Raw genomic sequence first — 21,407 nt, 5'->3', positions numbered from 1 at the left:
CTGCGTTCAGGCTGTCGATGAGTCGGGCTCAAAGCCCATGCGCCAGCTCACGGCGCGGGTGGCGGCTAACAAACGCTGCGCCGCCGGGCCGTTTTCATCGGCATGAAACAGCGAGGTCGGCCCGACCACGGTCAGTACTGCCGTGATCCTGCCCATGGCGTTGAACACTGGTGCCGACAAGGCATCCACTCCGGGCATCAAGAGACCATGCACATGATGCAGGCCCCGATGGCGGATCTGTTCGCACATCGTTGTGTAGGCCTGATCATCCGCCAAGGCGTGGGCGGTAACGTTTTGCAGTTCCTGTTCACGCAGATCCACGGTTTCACGCGCAGGCAGGTAGGCGCCAAACACCAGTCCCGTCGAAGAGCTGAGCAATGGCAACACCGAGCCCAGTTGTGTCACCACGGTCACCGCACGCACCGCCGGTTCGATATGCACCACGGTCGCGCCCTGATTGCCCCACACCGCCAGGAAACAGGTTTCGTTCAAGTCATCGCGCAGTTCAGCCAGGGGCAGGGCGGCGACTTTCAGCACGTCCATACTGTTGAGTGCCGCCAACCCTACGCGCAGGGCTTCGCGGCCCAGGCCGTAATGGTTGGTGGCGGCGTTCTGTTCGGCGAATCCGCTGGCGATCAAGGCCTGCAAATAGCGGTGAACCTTGCTCGCCGGCATCTGCACGTGTTCGGCCAGGCGCGACAGCGAAGTCGAAGGCGACAACTCGGCCAGGGCCTTGAGGATGTCGGTGCCAACCTCGGCCGAGCGGACTTTCTGTTTACCGTTGTTGTCGCTGGTTTTTTCCATGGTGGCTGGGATCCCGGGACGAATGGGCGTCTTTATAGCTTGACGGTCAATACCAATCAAATTACGTTATGCGTAATCAAATTACGATAAAAACAACCCAGGCGTGCCTCGACCTCTGCAACAGAGCGAGCGGCCACTGCCGACTCCCTGTTCAGGAGGCTCCATGAACCCCGATTCAACGACGCCAGCGCTGGCCTACCTGTCAGGCTTCGGCAACGAATTCAGCAGCGAAGCGTTGCCCGGCGCATTGCCTGTCGGCCAGAACTCCCCGCAAAAAGCCCCGTACGGCCTTTACACCGAACTGTTCTCCGGCACGGCGTTCACCATGGCGCGCAGTGAAGCGCGGCGGACCTGGATGTACCGCATTCAGCCGTCGGCCAATCATCCGGCATTCGTCAAACTGGATCGGCAACTGGCCGGTGGCCCGCTGGGTGAGGTGACCCCCAACCGCCTGCGCTGGAACCCGCTGGACATTCCCGCCGAGCCGACCGATTTCATCGACGGCCTGGTGAGCATGGCCGCCAACTCGGGCGCAGAAAAACCGGCCGGGATCAGCATCTACAACTACCGCGCCAACCGTTCCATGGAACGCGTGTTCTTCAACGCGGACGGCGAAATGTTGCTGGTGCCTGAACTGGGGCGCCTGCGCATTGCCAGCGAACTGGGCGTGCTTGAACTCGAGCCGCTGGAAATTGCCGTACTGCCACGTGGCCTTAAATTCCGCATCGAACTGCTCGACCCGCAAGCTCGCGGTTACGTCGCCGAAAACCATGGCGCACCGCTGCGTCTGCCGGACCTGGGACCGATTGGCAGCAATGGCCTGGCCAATCCGAGGGACTTTTTGACCCCGGTGGCGGCCTACGAAAACCTGCAACAACCCACTACGCTGGTGCAGAAATTCCTCGGCCAGTTGTGGGCCTGCGAGCTCAATCATTCGCCGCTGAACGTGGTCGCCTGGCACGGTAACAACGTGCCGTACAAATATGACCTGCGCCGATTCAACACTATCGGCACCGTCAGTTTCGATCACCCCGATCCGTCGATCTTCACCGTGCTGACGTCGCCGACCAGCGTTCACGGCCTGGCCAACCTCGACTTCGTGATCTTCCCGCCGCGCTGGATGGTGGCCGAGAAAACCTTCCGTCCGCCGTGGTTCCATCGCAACCTGATGAACGAATTCATGGGGTTGATCCAGGGCGAATACGACGCCAAGGCCGAAGGCTTTGTGCCCGGCGGTGCTTCGTTGCACAGCTGCATGAGCGCCCACGGTCCCGACGGAGAGACTTGCACCAAAGCGATCAACGCTGAGCTAAAGCCGGCGAAAATCGACAACACCATGGCGTTCATGTTCGAGACCAGCCAGGTGTTGCGCCCAAGCAGTTTCGCCCTTGATTGCCCGCAACTGCAAAACACCTACGACGCCTGCTGGGCTACGCTGCCCGCCACTTTCGACCCGACCCGGAGATAACCCATGACGCAGACTTCCATCACTCGCAGCTGGGTTGCATCCGCCAACGGCCACGCGGACTTTCCCCTGCAAAACCTGCCGCTGGGCGTGTTCAGCCTCAACGGCTCGGCACCGCGCAGTGGCGTGGCGATTGGCGAGCATATCTTTGATCTGCAAGCGGCCCTGGAGGCCGGATTGTTCGATGGCGCCGCGAAGGCTGCCGTCGAGGCCACCTGTGGCGGCCAGTTGAATGCGTTCTTCGAACTGGGCCGCGAGGCTCGCGTCGCGTTGCGCGAGCGTTTGCTGGAACTGTTCGCCGAGGGCAGCACCCTGCACGGCAAGATCGAAGCCCAGGGCGCAAAACTGCTGCCACTGGCGGCGGATTGCGAGATGCACCTGCCGGCGAAAATCAACGATTACACCGACTTCTATGTCGGTATCGAACACGCGCAGAACGTCGGCAAACTGTTCCGCCCGGACAACCCGTTGCTGCCGAACTACAAGTACGTGCCAATCGGCTACCACGGTCGTGCGTCGACCATTCGCCCGTCCGGTACCGATGTGCGCCGCCCGAAAGGCCAGACGCTGCCGGCCGGTCAGAGCGAACCGACGTTCGGCCCTTGCGCGCGCCTGGACTACGAACTGGAACTGGGCATCTGGATCGGCCAGGGCAACGACATGGGCGACTCGATTGCCATTGGCGACGCTGCCGATCACATCGCCGGTTTCTGCCTGCTCAACGACTGGTCGGCACGGGACATCCAGGCCTGGGAGTACCAGCCGCTGGGGCCGTTCCTGTCGAAAAGCTTCATCACCAGCATCTCGCCGTGGGTGGTCACCGCCGAAGCGCTGGAGCCGTTCCGTCGTGCCCAGCCTGCACGTCCCCAAGGCGATCCGCAGCCGCTGCCGTACCTGCTCGACAAGCGCGACCAGGCCGCTGGCGCGTTCGACATCGAACTGGAAGTATTGCTGCTCACCGAGGCCATGCGTGAACAGAACCTGCCAGCTCATCGCCTGACCCTGAGCAACACCGGGCACATGTACTGGACCGTGGCACAAATGGTCGCGCACCACAGCGTCAATGGTTGCCAATTGCAGGCTGGTGACTTGTTCGGCTCGGGCACGTTGTCGGGGCCGCAGAGCGGTCAGTTCGGCAGCCTGCTGGAAATCACCGAAGGCGGTAAAAAGCCGATCGAACTGGCCTCGGGCGAGGTGCGTAAATTCCTTGAGGACGGTGACGAAATCATCCTGCGCGGCCGTTGCCGCCGCGACGGTTTTGCTTCCATCGGTTTCGGCGAATGCCGCGGCAAAGTGCTGCCGGCGCGCTAACAGGAGCGGGGCATGGAACTCTATACCTACTACCGTTCGACATCTTCGTACCGGGTGCGTATCGCGTTGGCGCTCAAGGGCCTGGATTATCAATCCTTGCCAGTCAACCTGATCGCACCGCAGGGTGGAGAGCATCGTCAGCCGCCTTATCTGGGCATCAACCCGCAGGGCCGCGTGCCGGCCTTGCGCACCGATGAAGGCGAGTTGCTGATCCAGTCTCCCGCGATCATCGAGTACCTGGAGGAACGTTATCCACAGGTCCCGCTGCTGTCCAAAGACCTGGCTGCCCGTGCTCACGAGCGCGGCGTGGCGGCAGTGATCGGCTGCGATGTACACCCGCTGCACAATGTCAGCGTGCTCAATCGGCTGCGCCAGTCGGGCCACGACGAACCGCAGGTGGTGGAGTGGATCGGTCACTGGATCGGCCAGGGGCTGGCCACGGTGGAGCAGTTGATCGGTGATGACGGTTACTGCTTCGGCCCCGAACCCGGGCTGGCGGACGTCTACCTGATCCCGCAGCTGTACGCGGCCGAGCGTTTCAATGTTTCTCTTGAGGCTTATCCACGCATCCGGCGAGTGGCGGCATTGGCGGCGACGCACCCGGCGTTCATCAAGGCGCATCCGGCGAACCAGCCAGACACGCCCTGAAACCTCACACCGTTCCAATGTGGGAGCGAGCAGGCTCGCTCCCACAATGATTTGTGATCAGTGAACGATGGAGTTCGGCGGCAAATGCCCCAGCCGCTCCGTCAGGCGAATCCGCTGGATCGGATCGTCGCTGAGCAGCAGCGCATGCTCCAGGTCAAAACGCTCGGCGTTCGGACAGTCCAGCCGTTGGTACAGGCTGGCCCGGGCCAGATAGTCGGCGGCGCTGGCGTTGCCCAGTTCCAGGACGCGTTCGGCGTCGATCAAGGCATTGATGACGTCGTCGTGGGACAGGTACAACTGGCGCAGGTTGCGCGACAGCCGTTGCAGCATCTGCACTGGCTCGGCGGTTTCCAGGTGCTCGGCGCTGAGCTTGATGTTCGGGCCGTACTGGCGGAGCAACAACTCCCGACAATCGTTGGGATAAAGGCGACGGCCGCCGCAGGGGTCGAGCAAATGATCGGCGCCCGGCACCCGCAGCAGGAAATGCCCGGGGAAGTTGACCCCGACCATGGGAATTTCCAGGCCCTTGGCCAACTCCAGCGCAATCAGCCCCAGCGTCAAGGGTTGTCCTCGTCGGCGCTCCAGTACCTTGTCGAGCAGTGCCACTTGCGGGCGCAATGGCGTGAAGTCGTCCTGGGCGAAGCCAAGGTCATTCATGCGCCGCAGCAGCGGTTGGGCCAGTTCACTGACCGGCAGCATCGGCAAGCCACCGCTGACCCGTTGTTGCAACGCCTGGAAATCGGCCAGCAGCGCTTGCGGTTCCACCTCGCTGTCGTGCTCGGCCGCAATCCACAGTGCCGCCTCGAACAGCGCGGGCGGTGAACGTTGCAGACAGGCGAAGAACGATTGGCGCGGGGTCATCAAAATCTCCGGGCAATGCCTCGTTTTAGCCCCCTCTCCGGCATTCGTCCAGTACCGTACAAGAGCGACCGCGGGTTATTTCCGAAAGCCTGCATCGGGGCCGTGCTTATTCCGGTGCGCTTCTGCAATTTTTGGGCGCAAGCCTATACTGGCGTCTACAAGAAGTGATTCGGGAGCCCTACGATGTTCGCTCTCATGCAAAGCACTCGCCTTGAATCGCTGCATCTGAGCGTTGACTCGGTCACCGGGTTGAAGGCGGTCATTGCCATTCATAACAGCCGGCTGGGGCCTGCCCTGGGTGGTTGTCGTTACCTTGCCTATCCCAGCGACGAGTCTGCGGTCGAGGATGCGGTGCGCCTTGCCCAAGGCATGAGTTACAAGGCGGCACTGGCCGGCCTGGCCCAGGGCGGCGGCGTGGCGGTGATCATTCGCCCCGTTCATGTGGCCAACCGCGCGGCGCTGTTCGAAGCCTTCGGGCGCTGTATCAATCAGCTCGACGGGCGCTACATCACGGCCATCGACAGTGGCACCTCAGTGGCGGACATGGATTGCATCGCCCAGCAGACCCAGCATGTCACCAGCACCACCGCGGCGGGCGACCCTGCGCCACACGCGGCGATGGGCGTATTCACCGGCATTCGCGCCACAGCGATGGCGCGACTGGGCAGCGATAACCTCGAAGGCCTGCGCGTTGCCATTCAAGGCCTGGGCAACGTTGGTTATGCCCTGGCAGAACAGTTGCACGCTGCCGGGGCCGAACTGCTGGTCAGCGATATCGATCACGGCAAGGTGCAACTGGCAATGGAGCAACTCGGGGCTCACCCCATCGCCAACGACGCACTGCTCAGCACGCCTTGCGATATTCTTGCGCCATGCGGTTTGGGCGGGGTGCTCAACAGCCACAGCGTGACGCAACTGCGCTGCTCGGCAGTGGCCGGTTCGGCGAACAATCAGCTGACCCATCTGGATGTTGCCGACCAACTGGAACGTCGCGGCATCCTGTATGCACCGGATTACGTGATCAACGCCGGCGGACTGATTTACGTGTCGCTCAAGCACCGCGGCGAAGAACTGTCGACCATCACCGCGCACCTGTCGAAAATCAGCTCGCGCCTGACTGAAGTGTTCGCCCACGCCCAGGCGGAAAAACGCTCCCCCGCACGGGTGGCCGACGAGTTGGCGGAGAAGGTGTTGTACCGGTGAAACTGGCATGAGTTTTCCACAGGCATGAAAAAGGCCCTGGGTCATTCGACTCAGGGCCTGTTCAATTCGGGCTTTGCCTATTTAGCGGCTTTGGGGGCCTTGGCAGGCTTGGCCGGGGTGACCGGCTCAGCGGCCTCAACGACCTCGGTTGCCGCAACAGGTTGTGCGACTTCAACCGGTGCGCTGAGCAGTTCGGACAGGGCGTCCGGCTGGCTCTTGAACGCCTTGGCGAACACGTCGCGATTTTTCGCCATGTAGATCCCGGCTTCTTCCACTTGCTGCTCGGTCAGGGACGGAACGGCTTTTTGCAACACTTCAGCCAGCAATTCGGCCAGTTCGAGCATTTTGTCATGACGGTCAGCTTCGGCTTTATCCATGAACAAGCGCTCCAGATCTCGGCTGCTGCGGTATACCACTTCGACGGCCATTCACCACCTCACATGCCTTCACATTGGTTGTCGATTTCGACTACTGTATCTATATACAGCTAAAGGATAAGCGAATCCCTGCCTTTTGGGTAGTGGCTTTTTAATGTAGACCGGATTCGAGATTTGTCAGGCGAGGCGCTGCACAGGTGCGACCAAACGCCACGGCGCACAATCCCGAGTGGCTCGCCATCATGGGCTGGCCTTTTTTCTGCATGCAGAAAAACCGTCACGTCCAACCCGCATCATCCGGTCGAGCCGACCTAAGGAAGCATCATCGTGAAAATCAACTGGGCCGAAAAACTGCGGCAGAACGTGCATGAACTGGCCGAGTCCCTGGGCAATCTCTTTGTCGAAACCTTTCACTACCTGGCGCTGTTCGCCATTGGTGCGGTGACCGCATGGGCGGCGGTGATGGAGTTTCTCGGGATGATCGAAGAAGGGCACATCAAGATCGATGACATCTTGCTGCTGTTCATCTACCTGGAACTGGGGGCGATGGTCGGGATTTACTTCAAGACCAACCACATGCCCGTGCGCTTCCTGATCTACGTGGCGATCACCGCGCTGACGCGGCTGCTGATTTCCAACGTATCGCACCACAACCCGCCGGACCTGGGGATCATCTACCTGTGCGGCGGGATTCTGCTGTTGGCGTTTGCGATTCTGGTGGTGCGTTACGCTTCGTCGCAATTTCCTTCGGTGAAGATTGAGAACCCGCACCGCAAAACAGGTACGGGCTCCAGTGAACATCCGGAAGTAGAAAAGGGCGAGCTTTAAAGCCCCATGGCGGGTCGGTGGCGGTCACTGGCTGGTGGGGGCAGGTTGCGCGTGCCGCCGTCGGTCATTGATTCGAGGATGGCCACGGCGCAGTGGCCCTGCTCGATGGCAATGCCGAACTGAATGCTTTGCACCAATCGTTTCAGGCGCTCGGGGTCATTGCGTTGTTCGGCGCTGATCATGCGTTTGGCCACCACGCGGCCACTGTTGGACAGGGTCAGCATGATGCGGCCGTCCAGGCCCTGAATGCTCAGGTTGATTTGGTAATCCGCTGCAAAGGCATCGGTAATGAGCTGGAAAGGGTTGTCCATGATGCGTCACCGCCTGATTGAACGTGCAGTTGTTGACCGGCCATGATCGGGTTGGTTCGCAACGCCAGACCACCGGCCATCTCGCCATCATTGTTCCTGCATGGAAGTAGCAAGGCCCATGCCGGAAAATTGTCGGACAAAAAACACGTTCTGTAGGAGCGAGCCTGCTCGCGATGGTCGTGAGCGATAACGCGTCAAACCAGATGGTTTGCGGCGCCTGGGGGTTTTTCGCGAGCAAGCTCGCTCCTACGGGGGGCCGCGTTTTCTGCACGTTTCAGGGCAATTAACCTCGACGTGCCTCCAAAACGGTCAACATTCCACCCAGTTCACCGCCAGTCCGCCCCGCGACGTCTCTTTGTACTTGTCGTGCATGTCGGCCCCGGTGTCGCGCATGGTGCGGATCACCCGGTCCAGGGAAATGAAGTGTTTGCCGTCGCCGCGCAAGGCCATTTGCGTGGCATTGATGGCCTTGACCGCGGCGATCGCGTTGCGCTCGATACACGGCACTTGCACCAGTCCGCCAACCGGGTCGCAGGTGAGGCCGAGGTTGTGTTCCAGGCCGATTTCGGCGGCGTTTTCCAGCTGCTCCGGGGTGGCGCCAAGCACCTCTGCCAGGCCTGCGGCGGCCATGGCGCAAGCGGAGCCGACTTCGCCCTGGCAGCCGACTTCGGCCCCGGAGATCGAAGCGTTTTTCTTGCACAGGATGCCGACGGCAGCTGCACCCAGGAAAAATGCGACCACGTCATCGTCAGACGCATCGGCATTGAATTTCATGTAGTAGTGCAGCACCGCCGGAATGATCCCCGCCGCGCCGTTGGTCGGCGCCGTGACCATGCGCCCGCCGGCCGCGTTTTCTTCGTTCACGGCAAGGGCGTACAGGTTGACCCATTCCATCGCTGACAAGGTGGACGTAATGACATTCGGCTTGCCGATTTCCTGCAGGCTGCGATGCAGTTTCGCCGCTCGACGCGGAACACTCAGGCCGCCGGGCAAGATGCCTTCGTGGCGCAAACCCTGCTCGACGCATTCGCGCATCACCGACCAGATATGCAACAGGCCCTGGCGGATTTCTGCGTCACTGCGCCATGCCCGTTCGTTGGCCATCATCAGTTCGCCCACCCGCAGCCCGTGCTCGTTGCAGAGTTTGAGCAGTTCGGCGGCGCTGGAGAAATCGTAAGGCAGCACCACGTCGCCGGCCGGCGCGATCCCGGATTCGGCTTCGGCTGCTTCGATGATAAAACCACCGCCCACCGAGTAGTAGGTCTGCTCGAACAGTTCGCCGGTTTCACCGAAGGCTGTCAGGGACATGGCGTTGGGGTGGTAGGGCAGGCTTTCGTCCAGCAGCAGGAGATCGCGTTGCCAGTCGAAGGCAATTTGCGCAACGCCTGCCAGGCACAGTTTGCCGGTTTCGCGCAGGGTGTGAATGCGGCTGTCGATGGTGGTTGGATCGATGCGGTCGGGCCATTCGCCCATCAGGCCCATGACGCAGGCGCGATCCGTCGCGTGGCCGACGCCGGTCGCTGAAAGAGAACCATAGAGACGGATTTCCACGCGTCGCACGTCGGCCAGAAAACCGTGATCGACCAGCGCTTGGGCAAAGGTTGCGGCAGCGCGCATCGGACCGACGGTATGGGAACTGGACGGGCCGATACCCACTTTGAAGAGATCGAAAACACTGATAGCCATGCTAAAGCCTGTACACGCAATGGAAGGGAAATCGCTGCCATTTCTGTAGGACAAGCGCAATTTGGGCGATACTGCCTGTCACGAGCCTGCGTGACCAACGAAAATTCCTAAGACATCCTTTAGCAGGACTAAACGATGAGCCGTCAATTACACGCCCAGACGTATGTCTGGCTGAACGTGTTTGCCTGTGCCGCGCGGCACCTGTCGTTCACCCGCTGCGCCGAAGAACTGCACATCACACCGGGGGCGGTCAGCCAGCAGATCCGCCAGCTGGAAGAACGCCTGGGCTTTCGCCTGTTTCACCGTCGCGCCCGCGGAGTGGAGCTGAGCGCAGAGGGTCAGCGCCTGGCCATTACCGTCAACGAGGCCTTTGGCAGCATCGACTCGGAATTGCGGCGACTGGACGCGGGCATGATCAGCGGGATTCTGCGGGTGCGTTCGATTCCGTCGTTCCTGAGCAAATGGCTGACGCCGCGACTGCCGCGTTTGCAGCAGCGTTTTCCGGACATCCAGTTGCGCCTGGTGGCCGAGGACAGCAGCGTGCCGTTGCATGAAGGTGACTTCGACCTGGCGATCGACCTGAACGACGGCAGTTATCCGGGCCTGTTATCCACAGCCTTGCTTGATGAACAGATTTTTCCGGTGTGCGCGCCGAGCCTGTTGCGTGGTCGTCCACCGCTGCATGGTCCGGCGGACCTGATGCACTTTCCCTTGCTGCACGACATCACCGCCTGGCGCGGCAGCTACGAGTACGCGGAATGGGAGTTTTACCTCAATGCCATCGGCTTCGAGGGGGCGGATGTGCGACGCGGGCATACCTTCAATCGCAATCACCTGACCATCGAAGCGGCAATCGCCGGGATGGGCGTGGCGATTGCGCGCCGAACCTTGCTCAATGATGAGTTGGAACGTGGTGCCTTGATCGTGCCGTTCGGCCTGGCGGTGCCCAATCACAAGCGCTACATGCTGCTTTACGCACCGGGGGCGTTGAGCCATCCGGGTGTGCGCGCGGTGCACGATTGGTTGGTGGAGGAGGCGGGTGCTTTTCGCAGCCTGCACCCGCTGGGGGAGCGGCAAATGTGAGCAATTATTACGTAAGAGCAGGGCGACCCAACTCCCGACCTTAACAGCGCTTTTACCGGTTGTCCGGCTTTTTTTGCGATTGAAAATTTATCTTTTTTAGGGGGTTGAATTGTTCAGCGTACAGACCGATTGTGTAAGTAAGAGGTCACGGTGATGACGCCCAAGGGCTTAGCTGACCGGCCTCTCGCGAGCTAGCTGAAATAAGGGATGAACTATGCAAATCCAAGTCAATAGCGATAACCATATTCAAGGCAGTAAACGACTGGAGGAGTGGGTACGTACGACCATTGAGAGCACGCTCGAACGCTACGAAGAGGACCTGACACGAGTCGAGGTTCACCTGCGGGACGAGAACGGCGACAAGCCGGGTCCCCACGACATGCGCTGCCAGCTGGAGGCGAGGCCAAAAGGCCATCAACCGATTTCCGTCACCCATAAAGCCTCCACCATGGAGCAGGCGATCGACGGAGCGGCTACCAAACTTGAACATGCGCTGGAGCATATGTTCGGCAAATTACGCGGCAAACGAGCCAATGTGGTGCCCATCGAGAGTGCCGCCCATGCCGACCATCTGCTGGAAGAAGAGTTTCTTGAGAACGAACAGGCAGCGCTTAACGGCTGACACCTGATTCACTTTTTTACCTTCCCATGAAAACGGGCCTGCATTGCAGGCCCGTTTTGTTTTCGGTGGCTTTTGGATTCCATGGCCATGCCATTGGTGCAACCAACGGGCGTAATAAAGGGCTGCACCCGATCCTTTTGCATATGAGAATATTTATCATTAATATTGCGGCCTTTCCGGTCCCCTGACGCTGTCGTGGCCTCCCCGGTTTTCAGGTCGAAACATGAACGATGATCACTCCGCCCCCGAACCCCGCGATATCGAGCGCGATCCACTGCGCGGGGACCGTGCGCATTTTCTCCAGGTGTTTCTCTCCCAGCGTTCGCAAATGGAAGCACTGGTGAGCCGGCGTGTCGGTTGTCGGGCGACGGCGGCTGACCTGATACAGGATTTGTTCCTGCGATTCTGGCGGCGGCCGTTGGTGCAAGTCGAGGAACTCAGCACCTACCTGCTGCGCTGCGCCGGCAACATCGCCATCGATCACTTGCGCAGTGAAGGCACGCGGGTCCGGGCCAGCGAAGGTTTGATGGTGGAATCACCAGACAGCCATGGCAGCGGACCGCAAGCGGCGCTGGAGGCGGGCAACGATCTGCGCCATGTCGAAGCCGCGTTGCGCGCCTTGCCGGAGCGTACGCGGCAGATCTTCTTGCTCAATCGCATTCACGGCCGCAAATACGCCGAGATCGCCAAGGCCATGGGCTTGTCCCAAAGTGCCGTGGAAAAACATATGATGCGCGCCCTCGAAGCCTGCAAGGCCAGCCTTCGGGAACCCGAACCGCGTACGCCAGGGACAGCACCGTGAACGACTTCAAACGCGTCACCCCGACGCCGGCGCAGGAGCAGGCCGCGCTGGCCTGGCTGAGCCTGTTGCATGACCAGCCCAATAGCGGTGACCAAGCGACGTTCAGCCAGTGGTTGCAGGCCGACCCCGCCCATGCCGAGGCCTATGCCCGGGCGCAGGTCCTGTGGGAGTTGAGCGAAGGACCGGCGCGCACACTCGCCGATGAAGACGCTTTTGCCTTGCAGGGCTATCTCAACGCCATGGACAAGCCGCGGCGCAGCACGCTCGGGCGCTGGTCCGGTATGCTGGCGATGGCCGCGTGTCTGCTGTTGATGATCAGTGTCGGTACAGGCTGGCAGCCTATGCGTTGGATTGATGACCTGGGGGCGGATTACGTCTCGGCACCGGGGGAAATTCGCACCGTTACCCTGGCCGATCAGTCGCAGGTGACACTGGATGCCGACAGCGCCATCGCCGTGGATTTCAGTCGCGGTGAGCGGCATGTGCAACTGCGCCGCGGCGCCGGCTTTTTCAGCGTTACCCATACCGGCGAGCCGTTTGTGGTGGACGCCGAGAAAGGCCAGACGCGGGTCCTGGGCACGCAGTTCGAAGTCCGTTTGCAGCCCCACGGTGCACAGGTCACGGTGCTGTCGGGACGGGTTGGCGTGACGGCGCACCAGAAAGCCGATCAGCAAGTGCTCACCGCCGGCCAGCAAGTGGCCTATGGCGAAGGCTCGGCGCAAACACTCCACTCGGTGGACAGCGAAGCGCAGTTGGCATGGCGCCAGGGCTGGCTCAATTACTACAAGGCGACGTTGGCCGATGTGGTACAGGATTTGGCGCGCTATTACCCCGGACGGATCGTGTTGCTCAATGATGAACTGGCGAGGCGTCGGGTCAGTGGCAGCTTTCCGAGCAGGAACCCGCAGGCGGTGTTGAGTTCGTTGCAGGGGGTGTTGGGGTTTGAGCAGCATCAGGTTTTGGGGCATCTGATTATTCTGCGCTAAAGCTGCTGGCCTCTTCGCGGGCAAGCCCGCTCCCACAGGGTTACGTGTTGCCCCAATATTGTGACCGACTCAATACCTGTGGGAGCGAGCTTGCTCGCGATGACGGCAGATCAGACAACCAACCACTCAAATAAAAATATTTTCAGTTTTTGCTGAGGTAAACCCGATTGCCATCCGTGTAGTGACTGAAACTGCGAGTCATTCGCATCCGTTGCGGTTCTACACAGGTCATGAGTCATGAAGTCCAGGGCAAAATCGGGTTCGGTCAAACAATGGTTGGGTGTGTCTGCGTTGAGCTTTTCGGCATTGGCCTTGTTGCCGCTGAGCGTAGCGCTGGCCGCAGAGGCAGGCAGCAGTCAGTCGCGTGGGCAATTCAATTTCGCGCTGGCCGCCAAACCGTTGCCCCAGGCCCTGAGCGATTTCAGCCGAGTGACCGGCATCAGCGTCGTCTACACCGATGAGGCACCGTACGGTCTCAATGCGCCGGCCATCAATGGCCAGATGAGCGCCGAACAGGCTCTGCAACGTCTGCTCACCGGTTCGGGCTTGACGTTCCGTCGCACCGACGGCCACACCATTGCACTGGAACCACGGCCGACTGAAGGGGCGTTGAACCTGGGCGCGACCACCATCACCTCGGTGATGGATGACTCCATGAGCTATCAACCGCCACCCATCACTTCAGTGATGCGCTCCTCGGCCCCCGTACAGGAGATCCCGCAGACGATCAACGTCGTTCCGGCCCAGGTCATCCGCGACCAGGCGCCGCGCAATCTCGATGACGCGCTGGCCAATGTCAGCGGCATCACCCAGGCCAACACCCTGGGCAGCACCCAGGACTCGGTGATGGTCCGTGGCTTTGGCGACAACCGTAACGGCTCGATCATGCGCGACGGCATGCCGATCGTGCAGGGTCGTGGCCTCAACGCCAGCGTGGACCGGGTCGAAGTGCTCAAGGGCCCGGCCTCGTTGCTCTATGGCATCCAGGATCCGGGTGGCGTGGTCAATATGGTCAGCAAGAAGCCCCAGCTTGAGCGGTACAACGCGCTGACCGCGCGCGGTTCGAGCTATGACGACGGCAAGAACGGCAGCGGTGGCAGCCTCGACAGCACTGGGGCCCTCGGCGATTCAGGACTGGCCTACCGCATGGTGCTGGACTACGAAGACGAAGATTACTGGCGTAACTTCGGTGTGCATCGCGAGAGCCTGATCGCGCCGTCGCTGGCCTGGTACGGCGAAAGCACCAAGCTGCTGTTCTCCTATGAGCACCGCGAATTCCTCACACCCTTCGACCGCGGCACGCTGATCGATCCAAGGACCAACCATCCGCTGGACATCTCGCGCAACGAGCGTCTCGACGAACCGTTCAACAACATGGAAGGGCGCTCGGACCTCTATCACTTCGAGGCCGATCACGAACTCAACGACAACTGGAAAGCCCATTTCGGCTACAGCTATAACCGCGAAACCTACGATGCCAGCCAGGTGCGCGTGACCGCCATCGACACCAAAAAGGGCACCCTGACCCGCAACATGGACGGCACCCAGAATGCGATCAGCACCGACCGTTTCACCACCGCCAGCCTCGAAGGCAACGTGAATGTGCTCGGCATGCAGCATGACCTGCTGTTCGGTATCGACGATGAGTACCGCAAGATCTACCGCGAAGACCTGATCCGCCAGAAAAGCCTGACCACATTCAGTTACGTCAATCCGGTTTATGGTCGGGAAGTGCCGGGCACCACCGTCAGTGCGCCCGACAGCGCACAGACCGATGAACTGCGCAGCGATTCGGTCTTCCTGCAAGACTCCATCCACCTCACCGACCAGTGGATTCTGGTGGCCGGCGCGCGTTTTCAGGCGTACGACCAGTACGCTGGCAAAGGCGTACCGTTCCACGCCAACACCGACAGCAACGGGCAGAAATGGGTGCCGCGCGCGGGCCTTGTGTACAAATACACCGATGCCTTGTCGTTCTACGGCAGCTACACCGAGTCGTTCAAACCCAACTCGACCATCGCACCATTGAGCGGCAGCAGTACCGTGCTTGACGGCGGTATCGCTCCGGAAGAAGCCAAGTCCTGGGAGCTGGGTGCCAAGCTTGATCTGCCGGGCCGCGTTACCGGCAACATCGCACTGTTCGACATCAAGAAGCGCAATGTGCTGGTGGCCAACGCCGAAGGTCCGACCACGATTTACAGTGCCGCCGGTGAAGTGCGTTCCCGTGGCCTGGAGGTGGACCTGAGCGGTCGGCTCACCGATCGCTGGAGCATGATCGGCAGCTACGCCTATACCGATGCCGAAGTCACCGAAGACCCGGATTACAAAGGCAATCAGTTGCAGAACGTGGCGAAGAACAGCGGCTCGTTGTCGGCCGTCTATGACTTCGGCAGCGTCATTGGCGGTGATCAACTGCGGGTCGGCGCCGGGGCGCGTTATGTGGGTGAGCGCGCGGGCAACGCGGTGAACGATTTCGACCTGCCGAGCTACACCGTGGCCGATGCGTTTGCCACCTACGACACCAGGGTCGAAGGGCAGAAGGTCAAGTTCCAGCTCAACGTGAAGAACCTGTTCGATCGCACCTACTACACCTCGGCGGCGAGTCGGTTCTTTGTGTCGATGGGGGATTCGCGGCAGGTGACGTTGTCGAGCACCTTGGAGTTCTGACGATAGACCGTGTCATCGTTCATCGCGAGCAAGCTCGCTCCCACAGGGGAATAGGGTAGCCACAAAACAGGTAAGCACCACCAAACCTTGTGGGAGCGGGCTTGCTCGCGAAGGCGGCAGTACAGGCGATAAAAAATCGGGTCTAGCGCAAAAACGCCTGTCGATATTCGCCGGGCGTCCCGCCAAGTGACTGGCGAAACCGGTTGGTGAAATGGCTGGCGCTGGAAAAACCACAAGCCAGTGCAATCTCCCCCAGTGGCTGCGAGGTCGTGCGCAGCAACTCCCGCGCCCGGTCAAGGCGCCGCGCCAGCACGTACTGGTGGGGTGGCAAGCCGAAGCTTTCGCGGAACATCCGCGCGAAGTGGTATTCGGACAACGCACACAACGCCGCCAATTGACCGAGGCTGATGGCCTCGTCCAGATGGCTGTTGATGAACTCCACCAGATGCCGGCGCTGGTGCGCGGCCAGCCCGCCTTTAAGGCGTAAGCCCTGACGCACGTTAACCTGGCTGAGCAGGGCATGGCTGAGCAATTCGTGAGCCAGGCTGCTGGTGAGCAGGCGCTCGCCCGGCTCGTCCCAGTTCAAGGCGACCAACTGCCGAAAGCGCAGCGCCTGCTGCGGATCATCGAGAAAGGTCTGCTCGCGCAGCTGCATTTCCCGTGGCTCGCGATCGAGCAGGGTGACGCAGCCAAGGGCAAATTGTTCGGGGCTGAAATACAGGTGTGCCAGGCGAATATCGCCATTGATCACCCATCCTGACTGGTGATCGGCGGGGAGGATGCACAGTTTGTCCGGACCACCCTTGTTGCCGGGCTGGTCGCGGCGAAAGGTGCCGGTGCCGCCGGCGAGGTAACAGGACAACGTGTGGTGGCTGGGCGCTTCGTATTCCTGAGCGTCATGGTGATTGCTCCACAAGGCTGCAGACAAGCCGTCACCGAGCTCGGCGCTGTGCTCAAGGCGAGCATTCGGCGAGCGGTTGAGGGCTTGAAAGACTTGTAGGGTATCCAGTGCCGCCATGATCGTTGCTCTCTAACACCTGCATCCAACGCCTTGCATCCTACTCCGTAGACGTGCGCCTGCCAGCCTGTCGCCGGACAAAAGCGCAAGTTTATGCAAGTGCGCCCAGGCGTGGCGCCGGACACTGGGCACCTAGCGAGGAGCCTTAGTCATGAATCTTTCTTTGTACCTGCTGACTGTGCTGATCTGGGGTACCACCTGGATTGCCTTGAAATGGCAACTGGGCGTGGTGGCCATTCCCGTGTCGATCGTCTATCGCTTCGGCCTCGCCGCGCTGGTGCTGTTCGTGATCCTGCTGCTCAGCCGACGCCTGCAAGTGATGAACCGTCGCGGGCACCTGATCTGCCTGGCTCAGGGCTTGTGCCTGTTCTGCGTCAACTTCATGTGTTTCCTCACCGCGAGCCAGTGGATCCCCAGCGGTCTGGTGGCCGTGGTGTTTTCCACCGCCACCCTGTGGAATGTCCTCAACGCGCGGGTGTTCTTCGGTCAGAGAATTGCCCGCAATGTGCTGATGGGCGGTGCGTTGGGCCTGCTTGGGTTGGGGCTGCTGTTCTGGCCGGAGCTGGCCGGGCATACCGCCAGCCCGGAAACCTTGCTTGGCCTCGGTCTGGCCCTGTGCGGCACCTTGTGTTTCTCGGCGGGCAACATGCTTTCGAGCCTGCAACAGAAGGCCGGTCTCAAACCGCTGACCACCAATGCCTGGGGCATGGCTTACGGGGCGGCGATGCTCACCGTGTGGTGCCTGGTCAAAGGCATTCCCTTCGACATGGAGATGAGCACGCGTTACATCGGGTCACTGTTGTACCTGGTGATTCCGGGATCGGTGATCGGTTTCACCGCCTACCTGACCCTGGTCGGCCGCATGGGGCCAGAGCGGGCTGCGTACTGCACAGTGCTGTTTCCGGTGGTGGCACTCAACGTGTCAGCGTTCGCCGAGGGTTATCAGTGGACGATGCCGGCGCTGTTGGGGCTGGTATTGGTGATGTCGGGTAACGTACTGGTGTTTCGCAAGCCCAAACCACGCTTGGTACAAGGGAGTAGCAAGCTCGCTTGAGATGACGTTCATCGAGCGCTTGAAGTCCTCAGCGCTCGACTTTGATCGCAATATAAATCAGCAGCGGTAGTATGAAGTCGACAATATGCCGGGTCCAGTCTTTGTAATTCCAGGCTTGTGATTGGTCCATGTTGAACCATTCCACGCCGATAACTTGAAAGCCGACATAGTAAAGCAAGAGCGCAATGAGTAATCCTATGATCGCGGGCTTTTTGGCCTCGTGAAACTCTTCAGCGCTGCTACTCATGTTTTTATAAAGATAACAGGTTCCGATCATGAAGAAGAGCGTGTAGATAACCTCGAGCGTAATGATGAGCCAGTAGATGCGGTGATGGAGTATCTGCGAGGTAATGGCCCTGTAGCTGTACTTCTCGTCGTCACCTGTGCTCTCCATGCTCAGGATGTTGCTGATGTTTTCGTAGTTGGTTGCGTAGTCCGTAACGTTGCTGTACATCACCAGCAATCCAAAAATACTTATGAATAACATTAGTGTGGCTTTGCTGAAGCGTATGACTTGATTTGTCGTAAGTTGATTCAAGGTGGTGATCTCCTTTGTTGTTTCCGTTGTGTCTGGAAAAGTAAGGAGAGTCTAGCGGGTGGTTTTGTTATTTGTTTATTGACTGAATTGCAGGGTGTGTATTCAGACAGTTTTTTTACAGGTTTAGAGTGATATTGTTTTTATTTTTTGCATTTAAGGGCAGGCGCTTTTAACGCCTGCCCTTTTTTCAACCCTTCCAGACTTGCGGGTTGACCAGATCCTGTGGGCGTTCCCCCAACAGCGCACTGCGCAGGTTGGCCAGGGCACGGTTGGCCATGGCATCGCGGGTCTCATGGGTGGCCGAGCCAATGTGCGGCAAGGTCACGGCATTTTTCAACTGGAACAGTGGGGACTCGGCCAGCGGTTCTTTTTCGTAAACGTCCAGCCCGGCACCACGAATGCGGTTGTTTTGCAGTGCTTCGATCAGTGCCGGCTCATCCACCACCGGGCCACGGGAAATGTTCACCAGAATGGCACTTGGTTTCATCAGCGCCAGTTCGCGATGGCTGATCAAGTGTTTGGTTTTCTCGCTGAGCGGCACCACCAAACACACGAAATCGGCCTCGGCCAGCAGTTGATCAAGGCTGCGGAACTGCGCGCCGAGCTCCTGTTCCAGTTCGGTCTTGCGGCTGTTGCCGCTGTAGATGACCGGCATGTTGAACCCCAGGCGACCACGTCGGGCGATGGCGGCGCCGATGTTGCCCATGCCGACAATGCCCAGGGTTTTGCCATGCACATCGCAACCGAACAGCTGCGCACCGACAGTGGCCTGCCATTGCCCGGCCTTGGTCCAGGCATCCAGTTCGGCGACGCGGCGCGCGCTGCTCATCAACAGGGCAAACGCCAGATCGGCGGTGCTTTCGGTGAGCACATCCGGCGTGTTGGTCAGCATGATCCCGCGTTCGTTGAAGTAGGCCAGGTCATAGTTGTCGTAGCCCACCGAGACACTGGATACCACCTCCAGCGTGGTGGCGTTTTCCAATTGAGCGCGGCCGAGTTTGCGACCGACGCCGATCAAGCCGTGAGCGTGGGGCAGGGCTTCGTTGAATTGGGCGTTGATGTCGCCGTTTTTCGGATTCGGCACGATGACGTCGAAATCCTGTTGCAGACGTTCGATCATTGGTGGAGTGACGCGGCTGAATGCAAGGACGGTCTTTTTCATGGGTGGGCGGGCTCGTCGGGCGGTGAAGAATGATGAGCACGCTAACATTCTTCACGGGATTTGTGCGAGTCGTCAGGCGGTCTATGCAAGCTTGCAGCTTGTCGTGCTCCATCCAGTTATACTGCCGCACTTCTTATACTGTGGCATGCGGCCCGCTCACCGGGCCCGACATTTCATGCACCACCCGGAGCTTTCATGACTTCCCCGAAACAACCGCCGGTCGCCGACGCCCTGAACGACGTGCAGGCAGAGCTGCCAGACAGCGTCGACTCCAGCGCCGACAGCGAATCCAAAGCCGAGATCCCGGCCTTCAAATTCCCGTTCAAGCCGGGTGAGCTGGCGGCCGCCAAGGGTTCCAACCAGCCGTGGTACAAGAACGGAGCCAAGAACGGCCACACCAAGACGCCGGGCATGGCACCGCCGGGGACTCGTCGGTCGATGGGTAAGCGCTGAGTTCTTAAGTCTGCGGTGACTGATCTGCCGTCTTCGCGAGCAAGCCCGCTCCCACATTTGGAATGCATTCCTCCAGTGGGAGCGGGCTTGCTCGCGAAGGGGCCGGCACAAACACTGCAAATCCCGGATCAAACCGCCCGCAACGAAATAAACGAGTAATTCGTCGACGCATCCGCCGCCACTTGCGCACCTGCGGCCAGCACTTGCCCGGCAATATCATCCCCCGACACATGAAACCGCCATTCGCTGCCCCACTGCGGCAACGTTTGCCCGGCCAGGTCGTCGATGATCGCGGCAAATTCCGCCATATCCGGAAGATAAGCGGTATACCCGTCGCCCTTCAGGGCCGTGGTGCGAATCCCCAGCAACGCACAAATTGCATCCTTAATCGGAATGTCATCACGATCCGCCTGACGGGAGCGCTGGATCAGTTCCGACAATTCCCGGTCGACCAGATCACCACCGACAATCAGCTCCGGTCCTTTTTCCCACGACTCAGGCGGACATTCCTTCATGGCGGTGTTCAGAGGTATGTGCGGATTGATTTCCATCGGATAGATACGGCACACCAGCGGCCGGCGTTCGTAGATGCGACAGAGGTTGTCTTCGTCAAGATTTCGGCAGGGGCCGACATTGTAGGCGGCGAAGGTGATAGCCACGTACGCCTCGGATTCACCGCTGCGCACTGCCGCCGAACGGCGTTCGGCGTGTTCCCGTTGGTGCACCGGCAGACCCAGGCCATTGCCCAGAAACGCTTCCACCAGCACGATCACCTGACCGCCATCGGCTGCCCACATCCGGGCTTCGCCCAGGGTCAGGGGCACATGGTGGTCGTTACAGCATTTGCCGCAGCCTACACAGGAAAACGTTGTATTCATCGAGCGTTCGTTCGCGTCACAGGGCATGAAACGGCGACAGAATGCCGCCGCAAAGGCCGCTATCGAAGCAAATTATGCGCCACTCAGTTTGCCTTGCCGGCCGGGCGGATGGAGTCCCATTCGGTGACGTACGCGGATTTGCTCTTTTTGTTGTACAGGCACAACTCGGTGCCTTGTGCGCCTTTCATGTGCTTTTGCGGGTACTGGCCCTGGAGCAGGAGCGCGGTGTAACCGACCCGGTCATCGAACTGCGCGGCGTTGCCGACCGGTTTGCTGTCCTTCAGGCCACTGGCCTTGGTGCAACTGGTGAGTACGGCTTTGTCGTAGGTGGCCCAGGCGTCGGGGCTGGAGGCGTGGGCCTGGGAGGCGAGGGCGGTGAGGCAGAACAGAATCAGGGGCGCAGCTTTCATGGTTCAGGCTTCCTTGGGCTGAGTGGCCAAGGCAGGAGTATGCCTGAAAGGTAGATGGAGACTTTGCTGACCTCTTCGCGAGCAAGCCCGCTCCCACATTGGACGGTGTACACACATCAACTGTGGGAGCGAGCCTGCTCGCGATGGCGGCATCAGAGCGGAACTGAACTGGCCTAATAATCCCGGACACCTCTTAAGGGCGATATGATTTCGCCAACTTGGAGGTTCCATGAACGAAAG

General features: G+C 60.1%; 21 protein-coding genes and 1 pseudogene. 12 read left to right on the top strand and 10 right to left on the bottom strand.

Features of this window, described 5'->3' with window-relative positions; translation table 11 throughout:
* Window positions 1–6 precede the first annotated feature (6 nt).
* Window positions 7–804: an IclR family transcriptional regulator gene (locus tag AC1RDQ_RS28185; protein WP_218494942.1), complete on the bottom strand. Its 798-nt coding sequence runs from the start codon at window positions 802–804 to the stop codon at window positions 7–9.
* Window positions 805–967: 163 nt separating this feature from the next.
* On the opposite strand from AC1RDQ_RS28185, the gene hmgA reads away from it, so the two are divergent.
* From hmgA to maiA, 3 genes are read left to right on the top strand one after another with little or no spacing between them, the layout of a single operon-like run.
* The gene (gene hmgA / locus AC1RDQ_RS28180) at window positions 968–2,272 is read left to right on the top strand and encodes a homogentisate 1,2-dioxygenase (protein ID WP_218494943.1); all 1,305 of its coding nucleotides are present in this window, start codon (window positions 968–970) and stop codon (window positions 2,270–2,272) included.
* A gap of 3 nt (window positions 2,273–2,275) precedes the next feature.
* On the top strand, window positions 2,276–3,580 hold the full coding sequence (gene fahA / locus AC1RDQ_RS28175; protein WP_150812783.1) for a fumarylacetoacetase: 1,305 nt from the start codon (window positions 2,276–2,278) through the stop codon (window positions 3,578–3,580).
* Between the two features lie 12 nt (window positions 3,581–3,592).
* A complete protein-coding gene (gene maiA, locus AC1RDQ_RS28170) occupies window positions 3,593–4,228 on the top strand; it encodes a maleylacetoacetate isomerase (protein WP_057716383.1) in 636 nt (211 codons plus the stop codon).
* A 57-nt stretch (window positions 4,229–4,285) separates the two neighbouring features.
* Here the strand turns inward: maiA and AC1RDQ_RS28165 are convergent, their stop codons facing one another.
* Window positions 4,286–5,089 (bottom strand): SirB1 family protein, encoded by an 804-nt coding sequence (locus AC1RDQ_RS28165; RefSeq protein WP_492588731.1) that lies wholly within the window; start codon window positions 5,087–5,089, stop codon window positions 4,286–4,288.
* Between the two features lie 183 nt (window positions 5,090–5,272).
* On the opposite strand from AC1RDQ_RS28165, the gene AC1RDQ_RS28160 reads away from it, so the two are divergent.
* On the top strand, window positions 5,273–6,292 hold the full coding sequence (locus AC1RDQ_RS28160) for a Glu/Leu/Phe/Val dehydrogenase family protein (protein WP_057716381.1): 1,020 nt from the start codon (window positions 5,273–5,275) through the stop codon (window positions 6,290–6,292).
* Between the two features lie 188 nt (window positions 6,293–6,480).
* Here the strand turns inward: AC1RDQ_RS28160 and AC1RDQ_RS28155 are convergent.
* Window positions 6,481–6,720: pseudogene (locus AC1RDQ_RS28155) on the bottom strand (YebG family protein); the annotation flags it as partial.
* A gap of 276 nt (window positions 6,721–6,996) precedes the next feature.
* Here AC1RDQ_RS28155 and AC1RDQ_RS28150 point away from each other — a divergent pair.
* Entirely contained in the window at window positions 6,997–7,497 is a 501-nt protein-coding gene (locus tag AC1RDQ_RS28150) for a phosphate-starvation-inducible protein PsiE (protein WP_150812780.1), read from the top strand.
* Here AC1RDQ_RS28150 and AC1RDQ_RS28145 read toward each other — a convergent pair.
* Window positions 7,494–7,808 (bottom strand): DUF3509 domain-containing protein, encoded by a 315-nt coding sequence (locus AC1RDQ_RS28145; RefSeq protein WP_340315221.1) that lies wholly within the window; start codon window positions 7,806–7,808, stop codon window positions 7,494–7,496. The genes AC1RDQ_RS28150 and AC1RDQ_RS28145 overlap by 4 nt on opposite strands.
* A 309-nt stretch (window positions 7,809–8,117) precedes the next feature.
* Complete coding sequence (locus tag AC1RDQ_RS28140; RefSeq protein WP_057716377.1) at window positions 8,118–9,494, bottom strand: L-serine ammonia-lyase; 1,377 nt, start codon at window positions 9,492–9,494, stop codon at window positions 8,118–8,120.
* A gap of 135 nt (window positions 9,495–9,629) precedes the next feature.
* Here AC1RDQ_RS28140 and AC1RDQ_RS28135 point away from each other — a divergent pair, with 135 nt between their 5' ends.
* The 5 genes from AC1RDQ_RS28135 (at window position 9,630) to AC1RDQ_RS28115 (ending at window position 15,654) form a co-directional block, all read left to right on the top strand.
* Window positions 9,630–10,577 (top strand): LysR substrate-binding domain-containing protein, encoded by a 948-nt coding sequence (locus AC1RDQ_RS28135; protein ID WP_057716376.1) that lies wholly within the window; start codon window positions 9,630–9,632, stop codon window positions 10,575–10,577.
* A 214-nt stretch (window positions 10,578–10,791) separates the two neighbouring features.
* Window positions 10,792–11,199: an HPF/RaiA family ribosome-associated protein gene (locus tag AC1RDQ_RS28130; protein WP_057716375.1), complete on the top strand. Its 408-nt coding sequence runs from the start codon at window positions 10,792–10,794 to the stop codon at window positions 11,197–11,199.
* Between the two features lie 223 nt (window positions 11,200–11,422).
* Window positions 11,423–12,001: an RNA polymerase sigma factor gene (locus tag AC1RDQ_RS28125; protein WP_492588730.1), complete on the top strand. Its 579-nt coding sequence runs from the start codon at window positions 11,423–11,425 to the stop codon at window positions 11,999–12,001.
* Window positions 11,998–12,987, top strand: a complete 990-nt coding sequence (locus AC1RDQ_RS28120) for a FecR family protein (protein ID WP_492588729.1) — start codon at window positions 11,998–12,000, stop codon at window positions 12,985–12,987. The genes AC1RDQ_RS28125 and AC1RDQ_RS28120 overlap by 4 nt, the downstream gene beginning before the upstream one ends.
* Window positions 12,988–13,224: 237 nt before the next feature.
* Window positions 13,225–15,654 carry a TonB-dependent siderophore receptor gene (locus AC1RDQ_RS28115; RefSeq protein ID WP_492588728.1) on the top strand — a complete coding sequence of 810 codons (2,430 nt, stop codon included), beginning with the start codon at window positions 13,225–13,227 and terminating at the stop codon, window positions 15,652–15,654.
* A gap of 142 nt (window positions 15,655–15,796) precedes the next feature.
* Here AC1RDQ_RS28115 and AC1RDQ_RS28110 read toward each other — a convergent pair whose 3' ends face one another.
* Window positions 15,797–16,672 (bottom strand): helix-turn-helix domain-containing protein, encoded by an 876-nt coding sequence (locus AC1RDQ_RS28110; protein WP_492588727.1) that lies wholly within the window; start codon window positions 16,670–16,672, stop codon window positions 15,797–15,799.
* Between the two features lie 151 nt (window positions 16,673–16,823).
* On the opposite strand from AC1RDQ_RS28110, the gene AC1RDQ_RS28105 reads away from it, so the two are divergent.
* Entirely contained in the window at window positions 16,824–17,726 is a 903-nt protein-coding gene (locus AC1RDQ_RS28105; protein ID WP_492588726.1) for a DMT family transporter, read from the top strand.
* 28 nt (window positions 17,727–17,754) lie between these two features.
* Here the strand turns inward: AC1RDQ_RS28105 and AC1RDQ_RS28100 are convergent, their stop codons facing one another.
* Window positions 17,755–18,264, bottom strand: coding sequence for a DUF2165 family protein (locus AC1RDQ_RS28100; RefSeq protein ID WP_492588725.1), 510 nt, complete (start codon window positions 18,262–18,264; stop codon window positions 17,755–17,757).
* 187 nt (window positions 18,265–18,451) lie between these two features.
* Window positions 18,452–19,426 carry a 2-hydroxyacid dehydrogenase gene (locus AC1RDQ_RS28095; RefSeq protein WP_090453152.1) on the bottom strand — a complete coding sequence of 325 codons (975 nt, stop codon included), beginning with the start codon at window positions 19,424–19,426 and terminating at the stop codon, window positions 18,452–18,454.
* A 195-nt stretch (window positions 19,427–19,621) separates the two neighbouring features.
* Here AC1RDQ_RS28095 and AC1RDQ_RS28090 point away from each other — a divergent pair, with 195 nt between their 5' ends.
* Window positions 19,622–19,879 (top strand): hypothetical protein, encoded by a 258-nt coding sequence (locus AC1RDQ_RS28090; RefSeq protein WP_340315238.1) that lies wholly within the window; start codon window positions 19,622–19,624, stop codon window positions 19,877–19,879.
* Between the two features lie 128 nt (window positions 19,880–20,007).
* Here the strand turns inward: AC1RDQ_RS28090 and AC1RDQ_RS28085 are convergent, their stop codons facing one another.
* Complete coding sequence (locus AC1RDQ_RS28085; protein ID WP_492588724.1) at window positions 20,008–20,757, bottom strand: YkgJ family cysteine cluster protein; 750 nt, start codon at window positions 20,755–20,757, stop codon at window positions 20,008–20,010.
* An 83-nt stretch (window positions 20,758–20,840) separates the two neighbouring features.
* Window positions 20,841–21,167: a hypothetical protein gene (locus AC1RDQ_RS28080; RefSeq protein WP_492588723.1), complete on the bottom strand. Its 327-nt coding sequence runs from the start codon at window positions 21,165–21,167 to the stop codon at window positions 20,841–20,843.
* Window positions 21,168–21,407 lie beyond the last annotated feature (240 nt).

The organism is Pseudomonas sp. GW823-FHT02E01 (assembly GCF_058797535.1).
The sequence above is the reverse complement of the archived record's forward strand: the minus strand, read 5'-3'. Positions and strand labels throughout refer to the sequence as shown.

Bases quoted from the DNA above. Each gene is read 5' to 3' on its own strand.
- AC1RDQ_RS28145 (WP_340315221.1), bottom strand. From the start codon at position 7,808: ATGGACAACCCTTTCCAGCTCATTACCGATGCCTTTGCAGCGGATTAC.
- AC1RDQ_RS28080 (WP_492588723.1), bottom strand. From the start codon at position 21,167: ATGAAAGCTGCGCCCCTGATTCTGTTCTGCCTCACCGCCCTCGCCTCC.
- AC1RDQ_RS28140 (WP_057716377.1), bottom strand. From the start codon at position 9,494: ATGGCTATCAGTGTTTTCGATCTCTTCAAAGTGGGTATCGGCCCGTCC.
- AC1RDQ_RS28095 (WP_090453152.1), bottom strand. From the start codon at position 19,426: ATGAAAAAGACCGTCCTTGCATTCAGCCGCGTCACTCCACCAATGATC.
- AC1RDQ_RS28110 (WP_492588727.1), bottom strand. From the start codon at position 16,672: ATGGCGGCACTGGATACCCTACAAGTCTTTCAAGCCCTCAACCGCTCG.
- AC1RDQ_RS28160 (WP_057716381.1), top strand. From the start codon at position 5,273: ATGTTCGCTCTCATGCAAAGCACTCGCCTTGAATCGCTGCATCTGAGC.
- AC1RDQ_RS28185 (WP_218494942.1), bottom strand. From the start codon at position 804: ATGGAAAAAACCAGCGACAACAACGGTAAACAGAAAGTCCGCTCGGCC.
- AC1RDQ_RS28105 (WP_492588726.1), top strand. From the start codon at position 16,824: ATGAATCTTTCTTTGTACCTGCTGACTGTGCTGATCTGGGGTACCACC.
- AC1RDQ_RS28085 (WP_492588724.1), bottom strand. From the start codon at position 20,757: ATGAATACAACGTTTTCCTGTGTAGGCTGCGGCAAATGCTGTAACGAC.
- fahA (WP_150812783.1), top strand. From the start codon at position 2,276: ATGACGCAGACTTCCATCACTCGCAGCTGGGTTGCATCCGCCAACGGC.
- AC1RDQ_RS28090 (WP_340315238.1), top strand. From the start codon at position 19,622: ATGACTTCCCCGAAACAACCGCCGGTCGCCGACGCCCTGAACGACGTG.
- AC1RDQ_RS28125 (WP_492588730.1), top strand. From the start codon at position 11,423: ATGAACGATGATCACTCCGCCCCCGAACCCCGCGATATCGAGCGCGAT.
- hmgA (WP_218494943.1), top strand. From the start codon at position 968: ATGAACCCCGATTCAACGACGCCAGCGCTGGCCTACCTGTCAGGCTTC.
- AC1RDQ_RS28165 (WP_492588731.1), bottom strand. From the start codon at position 5,089: ATGACCCCGCGCCAATCGTTCTTCGCCTGTCTGCAACGTTCACCGCCC.
- maiA (WP_057716383.1), top strand. From the start codon at position 3,593: ATGGAACTCTATACCTACTACCGTTCGACATCTTCGTACCGGGTGCGT.
- AC1RDQ_RS28130 (WP_057716375.1), top strand. From the start codon at position 10,792: ATGCAAATCCAAGTCAATAGCGATAACCATATTCAAGGCAGTAAACGA.
- AC1RDQ_RS28115 (WP_492588728.1), top strand. From the start codon at position 13,225: ATGAAGTCCAGGGCAAAATCGGGTTCGGTCAAACAATGGTTGGGTGTG.
- AC1RDQ_RS28135 (WP_057716376.1), top strand. From the start codon at position 9,630: ATGAGCCGTCAATTACACGCCCAGACGTATGTCTGGCTGAACGTGTTT.